At 72.1% G+C, this 21,508-nt stretch carries 16 protein-coding genes; 2 read left to right on the forward strand and 14 right to left on the reverse strand.

Annotated features, from left to right (window positions below):
* Positions 1–53: 53 nt before the first annotated feature.
* On the forward strand, positions 54–905 hold the full coding sequence (locus tag ACFCY7_RS26620; RefSeq protein ID WP_376488581.1) for a hypothetical protein: 852 nt from the start codon (positions 54–56) through the stop codon (positions 903–905).
* Positions 906–928: 23 nt separating this feature from the next.
* On the opposite strand, the gene ACFCY7_RS26625 is transcribed toward ACFCY7_RS26620, so the two are convergent.
* The 5 genes from ACFCY7_RS26625 to ACFCY7_RS26645 form a co-directional block, all read right to left on the reverse strand.
* Positions 929–2,173 (reverse strand): cytochrome P450, encoded by a 1,245-nt coding sequence (locus ACFCY7_RS26625; protein WP_376488582.1) that lies wholly within the window; start codon positions 2,171–2,173, stop codon positions 929–931.
* Positions 2,174–2,197: 24 nt separating this feature from the next.
* Positions 2,198–3,589: an NAD(P)/FAD-dependent oxidoreductase gene (locus ACFCY7_RS26630; protein ID WP_376488583.1), complete on the reverse strand. Its 1,392-nt coding sequence runs from the start codon at positions 3,587–3,589 to the stop codon at positions 2,198–2,200.
* Positions 3,579–3,803, reverse strand: a complete 225-nt coding sequence (locus ACFCY7_RS26635; protein ID WP_376488605.1) for a ferredoxin — start codon at positions 3,801–3,803, stop codon at positions 3,579–3,581. The genes ACFCY7_RS26630 and ACFCY7_RS26635 overlap by 11 nt, the downstream gene beginning before the upstream one ends.
* A 120-nt stretch (positions 3,804–3,923) precedes the next feature.
* Entirely contained in the window at positions 3,924–4,571 is a 648-nt protein-coding gene (locus ACFCY7_RS26640) for a hypothetical protein (protein ID WP_376488584.1), read from the reverse strand.
* 181 nt (positions 4,572–4,752) lie between these two features.
* Complete coding sequence (locus ACFCY7_RS26645; RefSeq protein ID WP_376488585.1) at positions 4,753–5,583, reverse strand: helix-turn-helix domain-containing protein; 831 nt, start codon at positions 5,581–5,583, stop codon at positions 4,753–4,755.
* Between the two features lie 77 nt (positions 5,584–5,660).
* Here ACFCY7_RS26645 and ACFCY7_RS26650 point away from each other — a divergent pair, with 77 nt between their 5' ends.
* The gene (locus tag ACFCY7_RS26650; RefSeq protein ID WP_376488586.1) at positions 5,661–6,536 is read left to right on the forward strand and encodes an alpha/beta fold hydrolase; all 876 of its coding nucleotides are present in this window, start codon (positions 5,661–5,663) and stop codon (positions 6,534–6,536) included.
* 84 nt (positions 6,537–6,620) lie between these two features.
* Here the strand turns inward: ACFCY7_RS26650 and ACFCY7_RS26655 are convergent, their stop codons facing one another.
* From ACFCY7_RS26655 to ACFCY7_RS26695, 9 genes are all read right to left on the reverse strand, one after another.
* Complete coding sequence (locus ACFCY7_RS26655) at positions 6,621–7,535, reverse strand: RimK family alpha-L-glutamate ligase (RefSeq protein ID WP_376488587.1); 915 nt, start codon at positions 7,533–7,535, stop codon at positions 6,621–6,623.
* Positions 7,532–8,359, reverse strand: coding sequence for a hypothetical protein (locus tag ACFCY7_RS26660; RefSeq protein ID WP_376488588.1), 828 nt, complete (start codon positions 8,357–8,359; stop codon positions 7,532–7,534). Before ACFCY7_RS26660 ends, ACFCY7_RS26655 begins: the two co-directional genes overlap by 4 nt.
* Positions 8,360–8,375: 16 nt before the next feature.
* Entirely contained in the window at positions 8,376–9,359 is a 984-nt protein-coding gene (locus tag ACFCY7_RS26665; protein ID WP_376488589.1) for a hypothetical protein, read from the reverse strand.
* Positions 9,360–9,361: 2 nt separating this feature from the next.
* Positions 9,362–13,138, reverse strand: a complete 3,777-nt coding sequence (locus tag ACFCY7_RS26670; RefSeq protein WP_376488590.1) for a hypothetical protein — start codon at positions 13,136–13,138, stop codon at positions 9,362–9,364.
* A 3-nt stretch (positions 13,139–13,141) separates the two neighbouring features.
* Positions 13,142–16,714, reverse strand: coding sequence for a hypothetical protein (locus ACFCY7_RS26675; protein ID WP_376488591.1), 3,573 nt, complete (start codon positions 16,712–16,714; stop codon positions 13,142–13,144).
* Positions 16,715–16,736: 22 nt separating this feature from the next.
* The gene (locus tag ACFCY7_RS26680; protein ID WP_376488592.1) at positions 16,737–17,492 is read right to left on the reverse strand and encodes an N-acetylmuramoyl-L-alanine amidase; all 756 of its coding nucleotides are present in this window, start codon (positions 17,490–17,492) and stop codon (positions 16,737–16,739) included.
* Between the two features lie 645 nt (positions 17,493–18,137).
* A complete protein-coding gene (locus tag ACFCY7_RS26685) occupies positions 18,138–18,914 on the reverse strand; it encodes an ABC transporter permease (RefSeq protein WP_376488593.1) in 777 nt (258 codons plus the stop codon).
* Positions 18,911–20,431: a hypothetical protein gene (locus tag ACFCY7_RS26690; RefSeq protein ID WP_376488594.1), complete on the reverse strand. Its 1,521-nt coding sequence runs from the start codon at positions 20,429–20,431 to the stop codon at positions 18,911–18,913. Before ACFCY7_RS26690 ends, ACFCY7_RS26685 begins: the two co-directional genes overlap by 4 nt.
* Positions 20,428–21,372, reverse strand: a complete 945-nt coding sequence (locus ACFCY7_RS26695; protein WP_376488595.1) for an ABC transporter ATP-binding protein — start codon at positions 21,370–21,372, stop codon at positions 20,428–20,430. The genes ACFCY7_RS26690 and ACFCY7_RS26695 overlap by 4 nt, the downstream gene beginning before the upstream one ends.
* Positions 21,373–21,508 lie beyond the last annotated feature (136 nt).

Genomic DNA, 21,508 nt, shown 5'->3' on the forward strand with positions numbered 1-21,508 from the left:
GGTGGGGACGTTCCGTCCCCACCCCCCCTTTTTTCTTACCCGGAGGAGTAGGCATGAAGATCGCCCGACGGCGCGACGGGTGGTCCGAGATGTTCGTGACCGACGAACCGTGGGATCCCGCGTATGCCGAGCGGTTCGAGGACGGCACCTGCGACGGGCTGGTCATCGGAGCGCCCACACGCCGCAAGACCGGTCCCGCCACCGACCTCGCCTTCCTCCCCGGCGTCCCCGGACTGCGCAGTCTCCGCGTCCTGAGCGGCGTCCCGGACCTCTCCCCCGTTTCGCGCTGCCCCGGACTCGTACGGCTGCGCCTTCCCGCGACCACCACCCGGGAGCTGGACCTGTCCGGTCTGCCGGAACTCCGGGAACTGGAGGCCCCGTGGCCCGTCGTGGCCCGGTCCCTCCCCCTTCTGGCGTCCCTCGACGACCTCGTCCTGCCCGAGTGGAAGGGTGCGTCCCTTTCCGCGCTCGGACCGAAGCCGGCCCTGCACAAGCTCCGGCTCGAAGCCGGGCGGAAGCACGTCACCGACATGGAGGGCGCCACGCTCTTCCCGGCCCTCCGCGAACTCCGCCTCTACGACGGCCGGCTCGCCCGTCCCGAGCTGCTGACCGGGGCCGCGGCGCTGGAGGACGTATCCCTGCTCGCCGCCAAGACCGACACGATCGCCTTCGTCTCCGGCCTCCCCCTCCTCCGGCGCCTTGAGCTGGAGAACAGCGGTGACATCGCCTCACTCGCCCCCGTCGCCGACCATCCCGCGCTCCGCGAGGTGATCCTCTCCGGTTCGACGCGGGTGGTCGACGGAGACCTCTCACCCCTGCTCGCCAACACGCGACTGACCTTCGTCGCGGTCGAACGCGGCCACGCCCACTACAGCCACGCACCGCGCGAGGTCCGCAAGGGCTGACGGCGCTGCTTTCCGGACAGGGCCTAGGGTCGGATCCCGTCGCAGGCGATCCGCAGATGGCGCGGCCCGCGCAGTACGGCGTTCTGGCGGTACGGGGGCGGGTCTTCGAGCAGGCGCGGGTTGTCCAGTCTGCGGGCCAGCTCCGAGAGGGCGAGTTGGGCCTCCAAGCGGGCGAGGGGTGCGCCGAAGCAGCTGTGGATGCCGCTGCCGAGGCCGAGGTGCTGGACGTCCCGCCGGTCGGGGTCGAAGCGGTTCGGGTTCTCGAAGCGCTGGGGGTCGCGGTTGCCGGACGCGAGGACCAGCCAGAGGGTGGAGCCCTTGGGGATGGTGACGCCGCGGACCTGGATGTCGGCGAGCGTGGTGCGCTGGGGCAGCAGTTGCACCGGCGGCTCGAAGCGCAGGAGTTCCTCGACGAGGGGCACGGCCAGGCGCGGTTCGTTCCTGAGGCGCTGGAGGACGTCGGGGTTGCGCAGCAGGGTCAGCATGCCGTTGGTGATGAGGTTGACCGTGGTCTCGTGCCCCGCGATCAGGAGCAGGGCCGCGGTGCTGAGCAGCTCCATCGTGGTCATCGGGCCGTCCTGGCCCTTGGCCGTCGCCAACTGGGAGAGCATGTCGTCGCCGGGGTTCTTGCGGCGCTCCTCGATCAGGCCGGCCAGGTACATGCCCAACTGCATCCGGGCATCGTGCGCGTCCTTGCCGCCCTTGCCGCGTTCGGCGGGATCGGCGTCCGGGTCGGGGTCCAGGCTGGCGGCGAGGGTGTCCGCCCAGGTGTGGAAGCGTGCTTCGTCCTCGCGCGGCACGCCGAGCAGCCTGCAGATCACCGTCACCGGGAACGGGTAGGAGAACTCCTCCACCAGGTCGATCCGGCCCGGGTCGCCGAGGCCGTCGATGAGGCCGGCGACGATGTCGTGGAGTTCCGGGCGCATGCCGTCGACCCGGTGGGGGGAGTGCGGCGGGCCGAAGTGCCGGTTCGTCATGCGCCGCATCCGGTCGTGTTCCGGCGGGTCGAGCCGGAGGAAGCCCGGCGGCAGGGCGCTCTCCTCGGGTGCCGCTTCGGGCAGGGGGCCGGCGCTGCCGGACGCCAGGTTGCGGGCGTCGGAGCTGATCCGCGGATCGTGCAGAAGGCTGCGGATCTCGTAGTAGGTGCTGATCACGTACGGCCCGTCGGCCTCGTGGTGGACCGGTGTCTTCCGCAGCTCTTCGTAGATCGGGTACGGGTCGGCCCGGTTGGCGTAGTCCAGGATCTGGTGCAGCAGGGTTTGCGTCATGGCAGGTCCTTGTGGCCGTGCGGGTCAGTGCGCGGGGGTGAAGGTCATCCGCCGGTCGGCCGGCGAGTATCCGCTGAGGGTCACGGTGGGGCCGTGGCTGGGGACCGAGGGGTCGGGGAAGTCCGCGTCCAACGGCCGTTGTCCGTCGGCGTGCCGGTCGACCGTGGGGAACTGCGGCGGGAACGGCGCCGTGCTCTCGATGAGTTCCTGGTAGAACGGCAGCCATCGGCCGTGGTCGAAGGAGACGGCACCGATGACGCGTCCCTGGTATCCGTAGACGCCGATGAACCGGCGGCTCTCCAGCGAGCCCTGCGTGATCAGGATCTCCGTCGCCATCGACGGCACGCCGACCGACTTGATGTTGACGCCGAACTGGGAGGACCAGAAGGCCGGCACGTCCATGTGCGGCAGACGGTCGGTGCTCTCGCTGAGCATGTTGTGCGCCGCGATACCGGCCTGGGCGACGGCGTTGCCCCAGTGCTCCAGCGACAGGAACTGGTAGCCGAACAGGGGGTGGGGGCAGCGGGCGACGTCGCCCGCCGCGTAGATGTCGTCGGTGACGATGCCGCGGATGTCGAAGGCCCGGCAGCCGGCGTCGCAGGCGATGCCGCGGGGGCCGGCCCCGAGCCCGGAACCGTTCAGCCATTCGGTGTTGCGGAGGGCGCCGAGCGACACGACCACGACGTCGGTCTCCACGGTGGAGCCGTCGGACAGGTGCGCGGCGCGCACCCGTCCCGAGGCGTCGCCCTCCAGGGCGGTCACCATGACCCCGCACCGCAGGTCCACGCCGCGCTCGCGCTGGAGGTCGGCGGCCACCGCGGCGACCACCCCGCCGAGTGCGCCGACCAGGGGTGCGGCGCCCCGTTCGGCGACGGTGACGGGCAGGCCGCGTTCGCAGCAGGCGGAGGCGACCTCCGAGCCGGCGAACCCTCCCCCGATGACGAGGACCCGCTTGGGTCCGTCGTCGAGCCGCCGGGCGAGCGCGGCGCCGTCGTCGCGGGTCCGCAGCACGAAGACGCCGTCGAGTTCCGCCTCCTCCTCACGCGGCCACGGCCGCGCCCGGACACCGGTGGCGATCAGCAGCCGGTCGTACGGCACCTCGTCGCCGTCGGCCAGCTTCACCCTCCTCGCGGCCATGTCCAGGCCGGTCGCGGGAACACCGAGCCGCCATGTCGCGTCGACCGATCGGAGCCGCGGCAGCGCGGTCCGGTCGGCGCGCGCCCTGCCCAGCAGCACCCCCTTGGACAGCGGCGGCCGGTCGTACGGTTCGCAGGGTTCGTCGCCGATCATGGTCAACGACCCCGCGAAGCCCTTGGCGCGCAGGGTCTCGGCAGCACGCAGCCCTGCCAGCGAGGCGCCGACGACGACGATGCGGCCCTCGCGTTTGAGCTGCGCCAAGGCTCCGTCACCGAGCATCGGACACCCCCTCGGCGGGCTCGTCCACGGCATCGACGAGGATCGCCTGTACGGGGCAGGCCGCGGCGGCCTGGGCCAGCTTGTCGCGCTGCGCCTCGTCGGCATCCGGGTCGTACAGCAGCGCCTCGTCGCCGTGCATGGTGAAGATCTCCGGAGCGAGGAACGCGCACTGCGCGTACCCCTGGCAGCGGTTCAGATCGACGGCAATGCTCACCACGGGATCGGTCCTCTCCAATGGCCCGGTCAGGCCCCCTGCGCCACTCTCGTCGGCCGCGAGGGCCACAGCGACGGGGAACGGACCGTTCGAGTGATGCGCGTGAGTGGTGCGTCCCGATCAGGCCGGGGCGGCGGGCCGCGACGCGGCGGAACGCCGGCCCCACAGGCTGCTCAGGCTGACCATCAGCACCCAGGCCGGAAAGATCAGCTCCGACCAGGGCACGTTCGCCCCCACCACGAGCAGCGTCAGCCCTACCAGGTAGCCCACGGCGACGAGCGGGCGCGGCAGGACGCCGAGTCGACGGCCGATGGTCGAGGTCGTGATGACGAACACCGCCGCCATCCGCATGGCGTAGGTGGTCAGCAGGGCGTAGGCGACGTCGCGGCCGAAGGAGGAGCCCTGTCCACCCGCTCCCCCCTCGTCGAGCACGCTCCAGGCCGCCGCCGCCGCGCCGAACAGCGTGGCCACGAAGACCAGACCGCTGCCGAGGAACACCGTGGAGACGAACCTGTCCTCGCGCGCACCCCCCTGCTCGCGCAGGGCACCCATGAACCACAGGAACGCGATCCCCGCGAACGGGACCAGCTCCAGCGCCGTCCGCACGGCACCCCGCTGCCCTGCGTCCACGGTCACCCCGGCCCCTTCGGCGCCGCTCGGCAGGGCCACGCGGACCAGGACGATCGCCGTCGCCGTCAGGATCGCGAACACCGCTCCCGCCACCCCGGCGGCCCAGGACGTCGCCAGCCGCTCGTGCTTCCGCTCCATGCTCTCCCGCTCTCCGGCCGCGCTTTCCTCCGTCCAGACACCCGTGCTCGCGGGCCTCGCGCCACCGGGATCACCCGAGCGGAAGACCTCAGTGCGCCATACAGGCCATGCCGGCGGTGCTGGGTGCGGCGGATCGAGCCGGAGCGCAGGGCAGACGTCGAGACGTGAGGAGAGCGGCTGCTCAGCGGCCGGGCCACGCGATGTCGTCGACGGCGAGGAACGGCTCGTCGGCCACGGCCGCGGGCGTCGCCCCGGTGAACGCCTTGACGTCCCGGTGCAGGTGGGACTGGTCGCTGTAACCCGTGTCGGCCGCGACTCGGGCAGCGCCTTCACCCGCGACCAGGAGGTGGGCGGCGTGGTCGAAGCGGACCAGCTTCACGGCGCGCTTGGGTGGCAGGCCGAGCTGCGAGCGGAACCGGGACCAGAGCCGCTTGCGGCTCCACCCGACCTCGGCGGCCAGCCCCTCCACCCGGGTCAGCCCACGGGTGCCGACGATTCGGTGCCAGGCCCAGGCCACCTCCGGGTCCACCGGCGGCCCCGCCTCATGCCGACGGGCGAGCAGCGCGTCCGTCAGCGCGAAGCGCTCCTGCCAGGACGTGGCATCGCCGAGCCGCTCGCGGATCCGGGACGCCTCCCGGCCCCACAGATCCCCCAAGGACACGACGGCACCGTCGAGTTCGGCGACGGAAACGCCCAGAACCGCCCGTGCGACCACCGGCGACAGGCGCACCTGCACGCACTCGACGTTCTCTCCTCGCGCCCGGACCGCACCTCCGGACCCGAGCCCCGGCCCCGCGACGACACTTCCCCGCTGTTGCCCCCCGGAGGCACCGGCCAGGACCGGCGAGCCGTCACCGAACTCCAGGAGCAGCGTCACGGCCGGGTGCGGAACGATCCGGAGCGTGTCCAGGTCAGGGACGTGGAACCCGGCCATCGTGACACCGTCCACCCGGCTGGGCCGCTGCGGGCGCTCCACGCCCCACGTGGCCGAACCGCGCACGAACTTCCGCATCGCCCCATGCTAGGTGCCCCGACCGAGCGGAACAATCGTCCAATCCTCCGGCCCCGTACGCCGGGGACAGTGGGCTCATGACTGCTTCCGACAGCGCCCCGGACACGTACAACGACACCGAGGCCAAAGAGAGTTCGGCCCGTTCGGCCCGTTCGCCCCTGCCGCCGGACGACGGCCACATCCACGTGTGCCAGGACGGCCCCCGCGACGCCCCCGCCCTCCTGCTCATCCACGGGTCCGCATCCTCGACCCGCTCGTGGGACCCGCTGGTTCCCCTGCTCACCGGATCTCACCGCGTCATCCGGCTCGACCTGCTGGGGCACGGCCGGTCGGCCAAACCCGCCGACAGCAGCTACGCGATCCCGGACCAGGCACGCCGAGCCGGCGCGGTACTCGACCGGCTCGGCATCGCACACGCCCTGGTCGTCGGCCACTCCAGCGGCGGCACCGTCGCCACCTCCCTCGCCGAACAACGCCCCGACCTGGTGACCTCCCTCGCACTCCTCGACACCGGCCCCGGCCTGGACGCCTTCATCGCCTCCTCGTCCTCCCCCATCGACCCCTCGCAGTGGCCGCCGACCGACGAACAGCTCCGCCTGTTCGCAAGCACCGCGTTCAGCCGCGTGGGCTACCGCATCCCGGAAGAGCTCCTGGACGACGTGCGCGCCATGACCTGTCACTCACTCACCGCGTCGATGGGGGCCACCCGCTCCTACCTGGAACAGCAGGCCCTACCCGATCGCCTGACGGTGGTGGGCAAGCCGCTCCTGGTGCTCTTCGGCGAGGACGACCGCCGCTGGCGCTCCTCATCGGCCTCCGCCTACAGCGCCGTCCCGGGCGCCGAGGTCGCCTTGCTGCCCGGTCTCGGGCACTCGCCCCAACTCGAGGACCCGTCGAGGACCGCCACCGGCTTGCTGGGCTTCGCCTCGGTGCACGCGGTGCGGGTGGACTGAGGTTCCCCACTCAGCGCCCGTGCACGCTCCGGTCGCATTTCGCCTTCGCCGTTGTCGTTGTCGTTGTCGTCACCATCGTCATCGTCATCGTCCGAGCAGGGCCCGCGCAATCGCGTCGGAGATCGGCTGCGCCGTGTGGTCCTCGTAGAAGCTGTAGGCGGGGCTGGGGTTGACCTCGAAGCAGAAGAACTCGCCGTCGTCCGTGAGGACCAGGTCGATGCCGGCGAGGACGAGGCCCAGCGCGTCGGCGAGGTCCGCGCAGCGCTGCGCCAGATCGCGGGGCGGGGTCCATGGCGTGAGGTCGGTGCGGCCGCCGTACCGGCCGGCGTAGCGGTAGTCCACTTGGTCGGTCTCGACGCGGGTGGCGAAGACCTCGCCCGCGACGACGTGCACGCGGATGTTGACGCCGGGGACGTAGCGCTGGAACTGGACGGGGCACGAGCGGATCCGCGGGAGCCGGGCGGCTGCGTCGTCGTCGAGGAGCCGTACGATCGAGCGCACCGCGCTGATCGACTTGTAGACGACCCGGCCGTGCCGGTCGCGGAAGGCCAGGGCGAGGTCGGGGTCGTCGGTGACGAGGGTCTCCGGGACGCGGAACCCGGCACGGCGGATCAGTTGGGCCTGGTAGGGCTTGGAGCGGTTGGTCGCCGCCGCGGAGGCGCGGTTCATCACGCGTCCCGGCGCGATCTCGATCCAGGTGCCGAGGGCCTCGTGCCAGGCCTGGCAGTGCCGCAGCGTCTGCTCGTCGGCCCCGTGTGCCTCCGGCAGCATCCGCCAGTCCATGAGCCGGGCGTAGATGCCGGTGACGTCGGCGCAGGGGACGTTCCGGCCTTCGCAGCTCACGTGCCCGTGCACGCCCGAGCCGTCGACACGGATGTCGAGCGGGGTGTCCGTGAAGCGGCGCTGGTGCAGCACGGCGTACGGCAGGCCCCGGCGTCGCAGCGCGTCGGTGACGAGGGCGATCGGGCGCTCGCTCGCGATGCCGCAGACGATGATCACCGCGGCCTCGCCGGCAGCCGGGTCAGGTACGCGTGGAGGCCGTCGAGCATCGGGACGCCCGCGATCCGCAGGTCGGGCACCAACGTCGCCCCCGCGAATCGCGCGCCGTGCAGAGCGTCGGCATCGGGCTCCAGGTGGATGCCCAGGAGGTCGGCTCCCGCGCTGCGGGCGAGGCGGAGGCAGGCCGGGGAGAGGCCGTCGAGAGCTTCGCCGCCGTGGACGTCGTCGCCGTGGACGCCGTGGACGTCGTCGCCGAGGACGAGCAGGGTACGGGTGGGCGGCCGGTCCGTAGGCCGTACGTGTGCGGTGTCGTCCGTCAGCTTCAGCGGCTGCACCGCCAGTCCCGCGGCGGCGGCGAGCACGGTCCACTCGGCGGGCGAGCGGAGGGTGCCGGACAGCCCGAGGGGGCTCGGGCGGTTGACCGTCACGGGAGCGAGGCACTGGAGCCAGCTGAGGACGAGCGCGTCCCATTCCGCCGCCGCGTAGGACGTGTCGGCCGGGGAGGCGAAGCGGAGGTGGTCCAGAGGTGCGTGGGTGAGCCGGTTGAGCACGCCGTGGACGACGTCGCTCGCGAAGCCGCGGGCGCCGGGCAGGGTGAGCTCGAAGCTCGCCCGATCGCCATCGGCGGCATCGTCGCCGGTCCGGTCCGACGCGGTGGTGTCCCGTCCCGCGTCCTGTTCCTCCTCGATCCGGTGCGTGGAGCGTACGGTGCGGGTCAGCGTCCCGGCGTCGACGACCTCCACCGGGTCGAGGCCCCTTTCGCGCAGCCCGGCGGCGGCCCAGTGGGCCGCCCGGTCCCCGGCGTCGCAGAGCACCAGCCACATGGCGACCGCCGCCGCGCTACGGCGCCGGGTCCTCGTGGGCGAGTGCGCTCGTCGCTGTGTCGGGGCGCAGTTCCGGTGGGATGAAGTGCTCGGGCCGGGGCGCGGCACCGGCCCAGGAGAAGACGGGAGCGAGCGGCTGCGGGAGCAGGTCGCCCGCCATCATCAGCTCGATCGGCGTGTCCTTGTGCTCCTTGTCCTTGCTGTCCTTCCCCTCCTTGTCCTTGTGGTCCTTCTCCTTCTCCTTGCCGAACTTTCCGGAGACGCTGAGGTGGAGCGTCCGCTGCTGCTCGTCGTGGGTGTTGGCCTCCAGGGTGAAGTCGGTGGAGTGACCTCCGGCGCCGAAGGGGGCGTGCTCGACGCGGGGGGCATTGATGGTGAGGTGCCCGCATCCGTTGGGCGGGACGGTAGGTGTCAACTCGTCCAAGACGAAGCCGTTTCCGAGGTCGGTGCCCGCCGGGGTGTCGATGACGAGGTCTCCCGTGCCCCCGTTGGCCACGTTCACGACGATGTCGTCGACGGGAGCTCCGGGGATTGCCTGGCGGCCGTGGAACAGGTCCATCAAGAGCCGCGGTTGACGGGTGTCCTCCTCGAGGTCCGAGGCCACCCAGACGAAGTCGAGGTCCACCGGCGCCTTGTTCCTGATCCGCAGGTGCCAGGGCAGGTCGGACGGTTTGGTGATGTCCATCCTGACCAGGACGATGCCCCGGAGCTCGGGGGACCAGGAGGCCGTGGCAACCGGTACGCCGAAATCGTCGCCGATCGTCACGGTGTCGGGTTCGCGCGGCACCAGCGCGAAATCCCCGATTCCCACGCGCAGTTCGATGGCGACCGGGTCCGGTTCCCCGGATGGCGCGCACTCCTTCCCGATGGCGATGACGCGAAGGAACATGCTCGTCAACTGGGCGCCGACCCGGAAGGCGACCGGAGTGCTGGGTGGCGATCCCACGGTGAGTCGCAGCGGCCCCTCCTTGGGGAACATCTGAAAGACCGGGTCGACCATGGTCACCACGCTCCGAGGGGGATGATGTCGGCGTAGACCAGCCGCCCCGGGCCGTCGACGGCGGATCCCGTGTCGTTCGTGGCGGGCGGATGTGTCTCGTACTCCTGGACGACGATGCGCTGGGGGCGGTCCCCGGTGGCGGGGAGGTCGAGGTCGCGGGACTGGCCGAGGGTCCCGGAGGTCCGGAAGACGGTGTTCCAGCCGGCGCCGCCGTCGGCGGCCGGGTCGGACCTGACCTGGAGTTCGCTGCGGACGAGGTTCGACCGGGGACCGGCCGGGCCGAGGCCGTCGACGAGGACGGTGGCCCGTCCCGTCGTGCGGGTGACGACGAGGCGGCGGTGGGGCGGGAGTTGGACGGGCTCCGTCCGCACCGAGGAGGACAGGGTGGGCACACCGTCGACGGTGTGGGCCTGATAGCGGGCCAGGGCCAGCCGGACGAAGGGGAAGTAGGAGGCGGCGACGAGCGGGGACAGGTCGATGTCGGCGTACCAGCGGTCGGCCTCCTCGTCGAAGCGGACGGGGTACGCGATCACGTCGAGTGCCCGTTCCAGTTCCGGTAGGTCCGCCCGGTCGGCGCGCGGAGCGACGACGTCGCTCCGGCTGAGGACGGGGGGCGGGGCGCCGGTGGTCCAGATCGGGTCGCGGCCCGCGACGCTGACGTACCGCAGCACGTCGGCGGGGGCGGAGGGACTGGGCCAGGTGAGGACGGCGAGGCGTTCGTCGTCCCCGGAGACGTACCAGGGCCGTTCGAGCAGGACCCGCAGGCCGCCTCCGTAGCGCCACCGGGTCAGCGTTTTCTGGCCGTCGTGCGAACGGGTCCAGCGGAACGTCGGCACGGTGTGGAGGACCTTGGGCTCGGGCGGCCGGGCGGAGCTCGGCACGTCCGTGACCTCCAGGACGCCCTCGCTCAGGCAGGCCTGCGGGTCGGCCGCGGTGGCACGGGGGAAGACGTCCTGGAAGCGGGAGACGGCGGTGGCGCGGTACGTGACGTGCCGACGGCGTGTGTCGCCGAACTCCTGGCGGATGGTGGGGAACGCCTCGTGCTGGGGGGCGCGCTGGACGTCGTACGAGCCGAGGATCGCGGTCTGCCGGCGCTCCGTCGGCTTCTGCGGCGGGAGGTCCTCGTGGTCGGTCCACTCCGCGCGCAGGTCCAGCCGGCCGGTGCTGGCGATGTGGACGCGCAGGTCGTCGGTGCGCAGCAGTGCGCTGGTGTCACCGGTGGTCCGGCGGGCGGCGAGCAGGCCGGAGGGGATCGCGAGGGGGCGCTGCACGGCGTGGACGAGCCTGACGGTGCGCGGCGGTGTGACGAGGCGGTTGCGGCCCTCGACGATGGGCTGGAACGAGGCGGGGTCGGTGGGGTCGATGCCCAGCCAGGTGACGATGCCGAACAGCTGGACGCTGCGGGTGCCGGGGCAGGAGGGGATGTCGAACGTGACCTCTTCGGCGGGGCCGAGCGCGACGGTGAACGTGCGCTGGTCCGAGGAGCGGGTCAGGGTGCAGCCGCTGGGGCCGCCGACGAGCCGGAGCGAGATCGGCGCGTACGCCGGCCAGGTGCCCTGCCACAGGCCGGTCCTCTTGTCGCCCACGACCGTTCCGTGCTTTCCGGATTCGGGGTCGATGGGCCTGCGGCGCGGGTTCAGGGCGAGGTGCGTGGTGGCCGGGTCGGGGAGCCAGGGCGGGGAGACGCCCGTCTCGGGGAGGACGACGTACGGGGCGGGGAGGGTGGAGCCGGTCTCCGTTCCGACGACGACCGCGCCGGCGATGTCGGAGAGGGCGCGGTCGGCGCGTTTGGCGACCTTGAAGAGCTCCTCCACCTTGGCGGTCGGTACGTCGGGGCCGAGGGCGGCGTCGAAGGTGCGCTCGTGCTGGAGGGCCAGTTCGAGGGAGCAGGCGGGGGCGAGGAGGTGGCGGAGGTCGAAGGCCCGGTGGCCGTGGGCCGCCGCGTACGCCTCCACCGTCGTGTCCCGGTCGCTGCGGATGACCATCAGGTCCAGGGTCTCGCCGTCGGCGAGTTTGCGGGTGGGGACGATTTCCGGGGGTGGGAGGGGCTCGAAGCGGTGGTGCCGGAAGACGTTCGTCCGTTCCTCTTCGGGCCCGGCCTCGTCGGCGCGCAGTCCTCCTCCGGCGAGGTCGGCGATCCGTACGCGGAGGCGGTAGTCGCGGCCGAAACGCAGGCGGGGCAGCGATCCCGGGTCGGCTTCGACCACTGCGTCGAAGGGGGGCGGGTCGGCCGCCACCGGCATCTCGTCCCCCGTGTCGACGATCCGCTCGGGTCGCTCCGCGACCGGACTCCAGCCGTCGAAGCGCATCACGATCTGGTGGATGTACAGGGCGTCCTGCGCCCCGGAACCGGTCGTCAACGCTTCAGGGCGTACGAATCCCTCCTCGACGAGGCCGGCGGGGCCGCTGCCGCCGGACGCGTCCTGCCCGATCGTCACGTCGCCGATCTTGTAGCGGACGCGCCTGCGGCAGAGGGGGTACCACTGCCTCCTCTTCACGTCGAAGACGTCCACCCGGTAGCCGCCGAGCAGCGAATCCGCCGTCACCGGCTGGGAGGTGAGGCCGCCGGCCGTGGCTCGCTGGGCGGCCCGCCGGAGCTGCCTGTCGTGTTCCTGGGCGCGGTCCCGCTCGACGAGGGCGAAGCCCATCGACCGCAGGGCGGGCAGCGTGCCGACGTCGGCGCGGTCCTGCGAGGCCGTCCGGGCGCGGTCCGACTCGGCGACGCCGACCATGCGCAGGGCGGCGCCGTCGACGTCGAAGGGCATCACCTCGTACCGCGCGCCGTTGTTCCCGCCGGGGGCCGCCACGCCGGTTCCGGCCAGGGGCAGCATGCCGCGCTTGAGTTCGGTGGCCGCGGGTCCGGGCAGTGACGCGGTGACGAAGCGTTTCCCGTCCAGGAGGTAGGCGGTCTTCGGGGACAGGTCGTCCTGGGTGGCGTGGGACCAGCCGGACGGCGCCGAGCCGTCGGGATTCGGCCAATGCGGGACGACACGCAACTCCTTCGCGCCCGCGCCATCGGTCAGCGAGGCCGGGTCCACGGCAAGGTCGATCAGCAATCCGAGCGCGCGGAGGAGGAGGGGGTGGTCGGCGAGGCGGGAGACGGTCTCGTGGAACTCGTGCACGGGCGCGGCGGTCTGCGGCGGCAGCATCGTGACGGTGTCGGAGTCGCGCTGGTAGAAGGCATACGCCTGGGCGAGCGCCGACCGGGGTGCGGACGGGTCGCGTTCCGCCGTGCCGTCCAGAGGGACGAGTCGCGCCTGCCACATCGCGCTCACCCGGCTCAGCGCCGCTCGCAGCTCGGGGTCGGTCTCGGGGGCCGCGCCGTCGTGGTCGAGGTGGACACGGGCCGTGGCCGTGTACGCCTGGCGTACCTCGGCGGCGGCCTCGGAGGCCGGGAACACGCGGACGTCACGTTCGTCGTAGGAGGTCGTCCGGTACGGGATCACCGGTGAGGCGCCGGTGAACAGCGCCTTCCAGGCGGAGAGTTGGCGGGCGGTGGTGAAGCGGACCTCTTTCTGCTCGATGGTGAGGTGCGGGACCTGGTAGGAGGTGACGGGCTGCGCTCCGCGGAAGACGTCGAACCGGAGGGCGGCGAGCCGTTCGGGCCAGGTCTGCATGCCGAAGTCCGACAGCTTCCGCTCTCCCGGGGGGCCGATCAGCCGGGGGGTGAGGAGGACGGACAGCAGGGCCATCGGGGTGGAGTGTCCCGGGACGGGGGCGACCCGCCCGGCCGGGATCGGGGTCCAGACGAACTGTCGCCGCAGGTCGTTGGCCGGCATGGGTCACTCCTTCGCAAAGGCCCGGCAGTACGTCTGCCACGGGAACGAAGAACCCTGGGGGCCGAGCGCGGCGTCGACGGTCGAGGTCGACAGCGCCGCTTCCTCGGAAAGCTGCGGCGCCTCGCCGAACGCCGTCAGGGCGTGCCGGGGGTCGGCGACGAGGCTGGGGCCCTTGAAGCTCTTGTGGCATTCGAGGGTGACGGAGGTGGACCAGAAGGTGAGGTCGACGGTGATCACGAGCCTGGCGGAGCCGTGCAGCTCGTTGCGCTCCACGTTGTAGGTGAGGCTGAGCGTCAGCTCCACGGAGACCCGGATCAGGCCCAGTACGGAGACGCTGCCGCCGATCCGCAGATAGCCGGTGATCTCGATCGTGCTGCCCGTCTTGACGAAGACGACACCGCCGAAGACGTGGACCTCGCCGGCCGCGACGCCGAAGTTCATGGCGACGCTGGCGCCGAACTCGATGCCGCCGACGAACCGCTGCAATCCGCCGTCGGAGCCGCCGGCGCTCACACCGAGCTCCAGATAGCCGCCGCCTCCGAACCCGCTGACGGTCACGAGGAAGGGCCGTTCCCGTGTGGCGAAGGCGAAATCGATCTCGATGGGCCGCTGTTCGAGGGAGAGGGTGAGGCCGATGCGGATGGCCAGGTTCTGCACGGTGAAGACGCCCATGCCGAGGGTGGGCACGGCGATCGTGTACGTGGCCCTGATCTGGACCGCCGAGATCTCGACGCTCGGCCCGCCGCGCCCCGCCTGCGGAATCTTCTCCGCCAGGGTCTTGACGAAGTTCAGTTTCCCGGCGAGCCGTGCGTCCGCGAGCTCGAAGGTCAGGGAGGGGTTCTCTCCGGAGTTGCCGGTGAAGCGGACCTTCTTGAAGGTGAGGACGACGAGGGCGGAGGCGCGGGTCGGGATCTCCAGCGTGAAGTCCGTGACCTCACCGGTCGTGCGCAGCCGGGGCCGACCGTCGACGACCTGGGAGAGGACCTCCAGGAAGACCTTGGACGTGGGCGTCTTCGGGTGGAAGGGTTCGACCTCCGTCGTCAGCGCCTCGCTCCACGTCAGTTTCGCGGACGGCGCGCCGACCGCATCGGACCATGTGATCTCCGGCCGCGAGGTGATGACGGACACGATGCGGCGGAGCGAGATGACGCCGAAGAGTCTGGCGTCCTCGGCGAACATGTCCTGCGGCCTCGGCGGGAAGGGGCCGCCGGCGATCGGTCCGGCCAGCCGGGAGATCTCGGTGACGGCCATGTTCGGCGCGGCCACCATGCCCGTGCGCGCCCCGGACGCGGCGAAGTCGACGACCTTCGGCTCCAGGAGGGCGAGCAGCACCTCGGGCCGCTGGCTGCCCGAGGCCGTCAGGAACGCCTTCGAGAACTCGACCGGCACCGTCGGCGACGATCCGATCAGCTGGCGCACCGCCGGCAGCGCGACCTCCATGCGGGTCACACGGGGGTGGAATCCGACGCCGGTGGCGGCGAGGGTGGTACCGACGCCGCCGAAGGACATCGACCGTACTTCCTGGACCGCGCCTTCGAGCGGCTGGGTCGCGGTCTTCATGGCGAGCGCGATCCTGCGGCCGATGTCCCGCGTCGGGTGTCCCGTGGCGCGCTCGTCGGCCGAGCGCGGGCCATCGGCCGAGCGCGGGCCACGGGCGTACTCGGGATCGAGCGAGGCGGCGTGGGAGGTGCCGAGGGCCGCGTCGTCGACGAACAGCATCGGCAGCCGGAATTCGACGACCTCGCGGTCCGCCCGCGCGCGTACGGTGAACTCGACGGCCGCTCCCGCCCGGGTGGGCCAGAACGCCTTGCAGGGCAGCCACTCCGCGGCGTCCAGGTCCGTCAGCTGCCGGGGCTCGACGGACACCTCCTGGAAGGGGAAGGCACGCTCGTACGCCTTGCCGGAGCCGTCGCCGATCCCGTAACTCCGCGTCGGCTCGGTGACGAGCAGCGTGCGGGTCGTGCGCAGCGCCGCCACGGCCGGGGACTGCCGGTCGAACCGGCGCTCGGTGACCTCGATGAAGGCGGCCCGGTGTCCGAAGGGGAAGAGCGCGCCCCGGGTGAGCACGCGGACGTAGTAGTCGCGGCCCATCGCGGCCTGGTGGCTCCAGTCCAGTTCGGGCCAGGAGGCGGAGGCGTCGAACCAGGCGCCGAACGCGCTGAGGACGAGCCGGTCGACCTTCACGGGCGGATCGGCGGACTGCACCCCGAGGGCGGCGATCTTCGCCGTGTGACGGCCGAGCGGCGTGGCGAGGGCCGGCTCGTCCGGGAGCGCCTTGACGGGCCTCACTCGCAGTGCGTCGGCCCCGTCGGGGCGCGTGATCCGGCTGTGCCACAGCTCGGTGGTGCCGTCGTGGCCGACGGCGGGCAGCGCGTGGTGGGTGCAGTGGGCGCCGTTCGGCAGCTGCAGGAGCAGGCGCCAGGGCAGTTCGAGCCGGGCGGCCTCCGCTCCCGCCGTCGCGGGCGTCGCGGCCAGGGGCAGTTTTCCCATGGCGGTCAGTACGCCGTCGACCGTGAGCGGTACGGCCGCCTTGCCGATGGCGAAGGCCAGCCGTGAGGGTCCCGCGATCCGTGCCTGGCTGGTCGTGCCCGCCGCCGAGACGGTCTCGGCGATGTGCTGCGGCGGGAACTCCACGACGAGCCGTGCGTCGGCCCGTGCGGCGACGACTTCCACCACGCCGTCGGCGCGTACCCGCTCGCGCAGTCCGGTCCCGTGGACGGTCAGCGCCACGAGGTCGTCGGGGCGCAGCGCCTGGTAGCCCCGCACGTCGGCCCAGATGTCGATGAGCTGCCAGTCGGACCAGGTGCGGTCGAGCTGCCGGTGCATCAGGGCCGTACCGGCCCAGACCCCGAACACATGGGTGGGCCCGGCCTCGTCGCCGACGGCGGCGAGGTGAGGGGCGGCCGCGTCGTCGGTGGTGAGGTCGCCGCCGAGGTCCTCCCACCGGGAGGGCTCGGTCCGCGGCCTGTGCCACAGTCTGCGACCGGCGACGGCGAAGAAGTGACCTTGCGTCGCGGTGAAGCCGGTGGGACGGGGGTCCGCGTCGGACCGTCGTCCCTCGGAGAGCTGCCTGCCGAGGAGCTTCAGCTGCTCGTCCGCGAGGATCGGATCCGTCGGCGACGGCTCCGCCGCGAGCGGGTCGGGGGACGTCCACGGGGTCCAGCCGTGGCCGGACACGTCACCGAGGGCATCGTCGACGACGTCACCGGCTCCGCGACCGGGCTCGGCACCGACGGCCGCCTCGGCCTCGGCCTCTTCACGGAGCGTGTCGCGGGTCTCGTCACGGGCCGCCGCGAAGAGCCTGTGCTTCGACCCGCGACCGGCGTCCAGAGCCAGGAGCTCGATCCGGCCGGGGCCGGAACGCACCGCGGTGAGCCAGCCGGCGTGCTCCGGCGCTCCGGGGGACGGCCACGGCCGGCCGAGCGAGTGCCACGCGCCCCACTGGCCTCGGACCGCGTCGGAGGATGTCGTGCGCGTCCTGTGCCATACGCCGCCGTCGGCGTCGCCGACGAACAGGTCGACGCGGCCGGGGGCGACCGAGCAGGCGGTGAGCGCGGTCACTGTGGAGGCCATCATGGGGCGTCACCTCGTACGCCGGTTACAGCGTCTGGTACACGGGCGCTCCGGACCCCTGCACCGTCTGGAGCGGTTTCCCGGACGCGAGGGCGGGACCGGACGGAGCCTCGGCCATGCGGCTCGAGTAGTACTCCACGCGGTTGATGTAGTACTCCCACGGGAAGTACGGCCCCGGGTCGGTGTGGCTGTTGCCGGGTACGTTGTAGTGCCCGCCGAAGCCCGTGAACCAGTCACGCTCGTCCGGGGCGAGCGGCACCTCGATCGGGATGCCGTACAGGGCGCAGAGGTACGCCGACAGCTCCGCCGAGGAATCCATCATCTCCTCGGTCCAGTCGGCGGGATACGTGGCCCCCGGGTACCCGAACTCGTGCTCGATGCCGAAGTACCGGGTGTTTCCTCCCTTGCAGTGCCAGGCCGTGTACCGCCCGTCCCGGGGGCCTGCGGTGTCGGGGTCCGGCAGCGGGACCATCTGGACGCGCCGACCGTCCCTGGCCACGATGAAGTGCGCCGAGACCTTGGAAGCGGCGTTCTGGAAGTGGCCGATGGCGCCCTCGTACCTGCCCTGGGTGTAGTGGACGACGATGCCCTGCGGGACCAGCGGGCCCCACGCGTCACGGTTCGGACTGTTCTTGTAGGGGACCTCCGGCCTCTTCAGGTTCCACAGGTTCTGGTGCAAGGCCAGACCCGACTGCTCGGCCACCTCACCGTTCGTCTGCACGGCGTACATCGACTCCTCGCCGCACTTCGGGCAGGTGAACTGCACGTTCTTGATCGTCATATCGCTCTCCGGAGACTGATCCGGCTCAGGGAGCTGCCCTTCGCACAAGGGAGAGAAAGATCGTTGATGAGACAACTTCTCAGCCGTATCGAACGGTTCCGTTCCGCATGGAGCTGCCTCCTTCCATACTCGTACGCCTTTCGCAACCGCTCAACCGGGGTACTGAGAGCAGACCAGCGGTGCGGCGGGCACGACTGCACCGCGTGACCGAACGTCCGGTGAGGACGGGACGGCATTCCGGACGGCGGACGGCCCGCACGCGGCAGGAAGGCCGCCGCCTCGGTGCCGTCCCTCCACCCGGACTCCCTTACCCCGCGCCGACGTTCGACGTCCGGCACTCCGTCGAGCCGCTGCCCGAGCGAGCCGGGGACGCACTCCGCGAGGTACGGCGTTCGCCCCGCGGCGTCGCCGTCGGCGGAGCTCTCCGGAGTCGCCGGCGTGGCGTCCCACGGAGATGACCTACTCACCGTCACGTATGACCCCCCAGACATACGGAGTGTGACGGACTGCCGGTCTCGTTCTTGATCCACGACGGAGCCGCAGCAGATCCGTCGACGGCCCGGAACGCTCGCCGAATGGATCGTCAGATCCGGTCGCCTGCACGGCTCCACCGAGCCGGGCGGACGAATCCTGCGATCGATGCACCTAGGCATCGCGACGGCACAGGAGGAAGCCGCCGGCGAGGAGGGCCGTTGCCGACCAGGCCGCGAGGACGCCGAGGCCGTGCCAGGGGCCGATGGGGAGGTGGTCCAGGTCGGTGGTGGATTGGACGGCGAGGCCGGCGGACATGGGGGAGAGCTGTTGGAGGTGGCGTTGCAGGTCGGGGTCGTTGACGACTTGGGCGACGACGGGGAAGAGGTAGAGGAGGGCCAGGACGATGCCGATGGCGGTGGCTCCTTCGCGGACCGCGGTCGCGACGCCGAGGCTCAGGAGGGCGATCAGGGCGAGGTAGAGGACGGAGCCTGCGGCCGCGCGGAGAGTCGGTTCGTCGGCGAGGGAGAGGGGGCCGAAGCCGTTCTCCGGGGTGAAGCCGTTGCCCGGGAGTATGGAGCGGCCGGCGAGGAGGGTGGCGAGGACGGCGAGGGTTCCGGTGGTCAGTACGGCTGCGGTGACGGCGGTGGCTTTGGCGGTGAAGGCGGTGAGGCGGCGGGGGACGGCGGTGAGTGTGGTGTGGATGAGGCCGGTGGAGTACTCGGTGGTGACGGTGAGGACGGCGGCGATGGCGACGACGGCTTGGCCGACGACGATGCCGGTGAGGGAGAGGCGGACGGGGTCTTCGCCGCAGCCGGGGGCAGGGCAGGTGACGGTTGCGGCGGTGGCGGCGCCGGTTGCGACGGTGAGCAGGAGGGCGAGGAGGAGGAGCGGGAGTGCGCCGGAGCCGGCACGGAGCTTCGTCCACTCGGCGTGGAGGGTGTGCTTCATACATCACTCCTGCGGAGCCGGGTGAAGGCCAGGGCGAAGGCGAGTGCGGCGTAGGCGCACAGGACGGTGAGACCGGTCCAGGGGGCGAGTGGGGGGTAGCCGGTGGAGGGCTCGTACACGGTGAGGACCTGGGGGTATCGAGGGAGGGTCTGCTGGATGGCGAAGCCTGCGGCGGGGGTGACGCGGAGGAGCCAATCGGAGGCGCCGGCGGGAAGGACGGCGGAGGTGGCGAGGAGGTACGGCAGGACCATCGAGGCGATGACGGCGGCGACGGTGGTGGCGGCGCGGCGCAGGAGGGCACCGAGGGAGAGCGCGAGGACGGCGGTGGCCGCGAAGAGGAGGGCCGTGCCGACGGTGACGCGGAGTTCGGTCGCCGTGTCGACGGGGAAGACGCGGAAGCCTCGGCCCTCGGCGCCTCGTTCGCCGAGCGGAACGACCAGGGCGGCAGCGGCGAGACCGGCGGCGAAGGCCGTGGCGGCCATCGTGAGGGCCTTGGCCGTGAGGACGCGGCCGCGAGCCGGGTGCGCGGCGAGGGTCGTGCGGATGAGGGCGCGCCGGTACTCGCCGGTGACGAACACCGTGCTGACGGCGATCACCACGATCAGCCCGGCGAAGCCGCCGACGAGGAAGTTCTCCAGGGAGTACGCGGGTCCCATGGCCGGGCCGCCCACCACGGGGGCGATGTCGCCGGCGCCGGTCACCGTGAAGGTGCCGCCGGACTCGGTGAAGCCGCCTTTCAAGCCGTTCGAGTAGCTGCCGGACGTGCCGGCGTCGCCGCCCACCTGGGTGCCTCGCCAGGGGGTGGGTGACCAGGTGCCCTGGAGGACGGGACGGCCGAAGGTGCCGGTGGCCACGGCGGGGCCGAAGCCGACACCGACGGCGGTCTCCTGCCTGGCTTGTGGAGAGGCCGCGAACAGTCCGGCCTGCACCGTGCCCCTGAGCCCTGCCAGGCGGATGGTGCCGACCTGGTTCCAGTGCGTGCCGTCGGCGGAGACGGAACCGGTGAGCGTGTCGCCGTCGCGGACGAGCCGCAGCCATCGCGGGGCCGGCCCGGGGGTGGCGACGGGTGCGGCACGGTCCTGGGTGTAGTCGTACTGCATCCGGACGCCGTGGCCGCCGGTGAGCATGACCGCGGCGTAGCGGGAACCCTGGACGAGGTCCTGCTTGACGATGATGCCCGCCTTGGCCCACGGCTGGGCGCTTCCCTCCGTGTTCCGCCCGCGCCCGTCCTCGGTGCGTCCGGTCAGCGAGACCACGGGGACGGTGATGCCGCCGTCTCCGTCGAGGGTCCGGTGGACGAAGTAGAAGCTGTCGTTGACGGCCTCCCCACCCGGTCCGGTGGGGAACCCGGTGGCGTGGCCCGAGGGACCCGACCCTCCCGGAGCGGCCGTGCCCAGCAGTCCGACCACGACCGTCGCGAGCGCCGCGGCGACGATGCCGAGCACCCAGCCCCGTACCGTACGGAATTTGGTCCACTCGGCGTGGATCAGTCGGGCGAACGTCTTCGTACGGGTCATCGCGCGCCGTCCTCGGCAGGTGCGCCGCGGTACTCGACGGCGTCGCGGGTGAGTTCCATGTACGCGTGCTCCAGCGTCACGCGGTCCGCGGACACCGCGGAGAAGGGCACCGCACTGCCGGTCAGGACGGCCACCACCTGCTCGTCGGCCAGTCCCGAGACGCCGAGGGTCTCGTCGCCCGCGGTCACCACGGTCGCCCCGGCGCGCCGCAGTACGGCCTCGGCGTGCGTGGCGGCGGAGGTTCTCACGATGACCCGGCCGCCGGAGCGGGACGCGAGCAACTCCGCCACACCGGTGTCGGCGACGACCTTTCCCCGGCCGATCACGACGAGGTGATCGGCCGTGTCCTCCAGTTCGCCCATCAGGTGGGTGGAGACCAGCACGGCGCGGCCCTCCCGGGCCAGCCTGCCGAGCAGACCCCGCATCCACACGATGCCGTCGGGATCCAAGCCGTTGAACGGCTCGTCGAGCATGAGCACGGGCGGGTCGCCGAGCAAGGCCGCCGCGATCCCCAGCCGCTGCCGCATGCCGAGGGAGAAGCCGCCCGCCTTGCGCCGCGCGGCCTGCCCCAGGCCCGCCTGCTCGACGACCTCGTCGACGCGCCGCGCAGGCAGGCCCTGGGAATGGGCCAGCCACAGCAGATGGCCGCGTGCGGTGCGACCCGGCTGCAGCGCGGAGGCGTCCAGCAGCGCCCCCAGGTGCCTCAGCGGTTCGCGCAGGGTCCGGTACGGCTGCCCGCCGACCAGGGCGAAGCCCTCATCGGCGGCGTCCAGGCCGAGGATCACGCGCATCGTCGTGGACTTCCCGGCTCCGTTCGGACCGACGAAGCCGGTGACCTGGCCCGGCCGGACCGCGAACGTCATGCCGTCCAGGGCCACCTGCGGGCCGAAGCGTTTGTGTACGTCGACGACCTCGATCGTCGCGCCGATGTCAGAGTTCATGCGCCCAACCTGCGGCCCGGCGCGTAACAGGGGCGGAACGGTCGCTGTCATGCCGCTGTTAGGCGGCCGCGCACAGCCTCGGGACCGGGCGGCCGGCTCCGGCGCACGGACCCGGCCGGTCCCTGGTGACGGAAGT

The organism is Streptomyces sp. NPDC056361, assembly GCF_042262805.1.
In the GTDB taxonomy this organism is placed as follows: domain Bacteria; phylum Actinomycetota; class Actinomycetes; order Streptomycetales; family Streptomycetaceae; genus Streptomyces.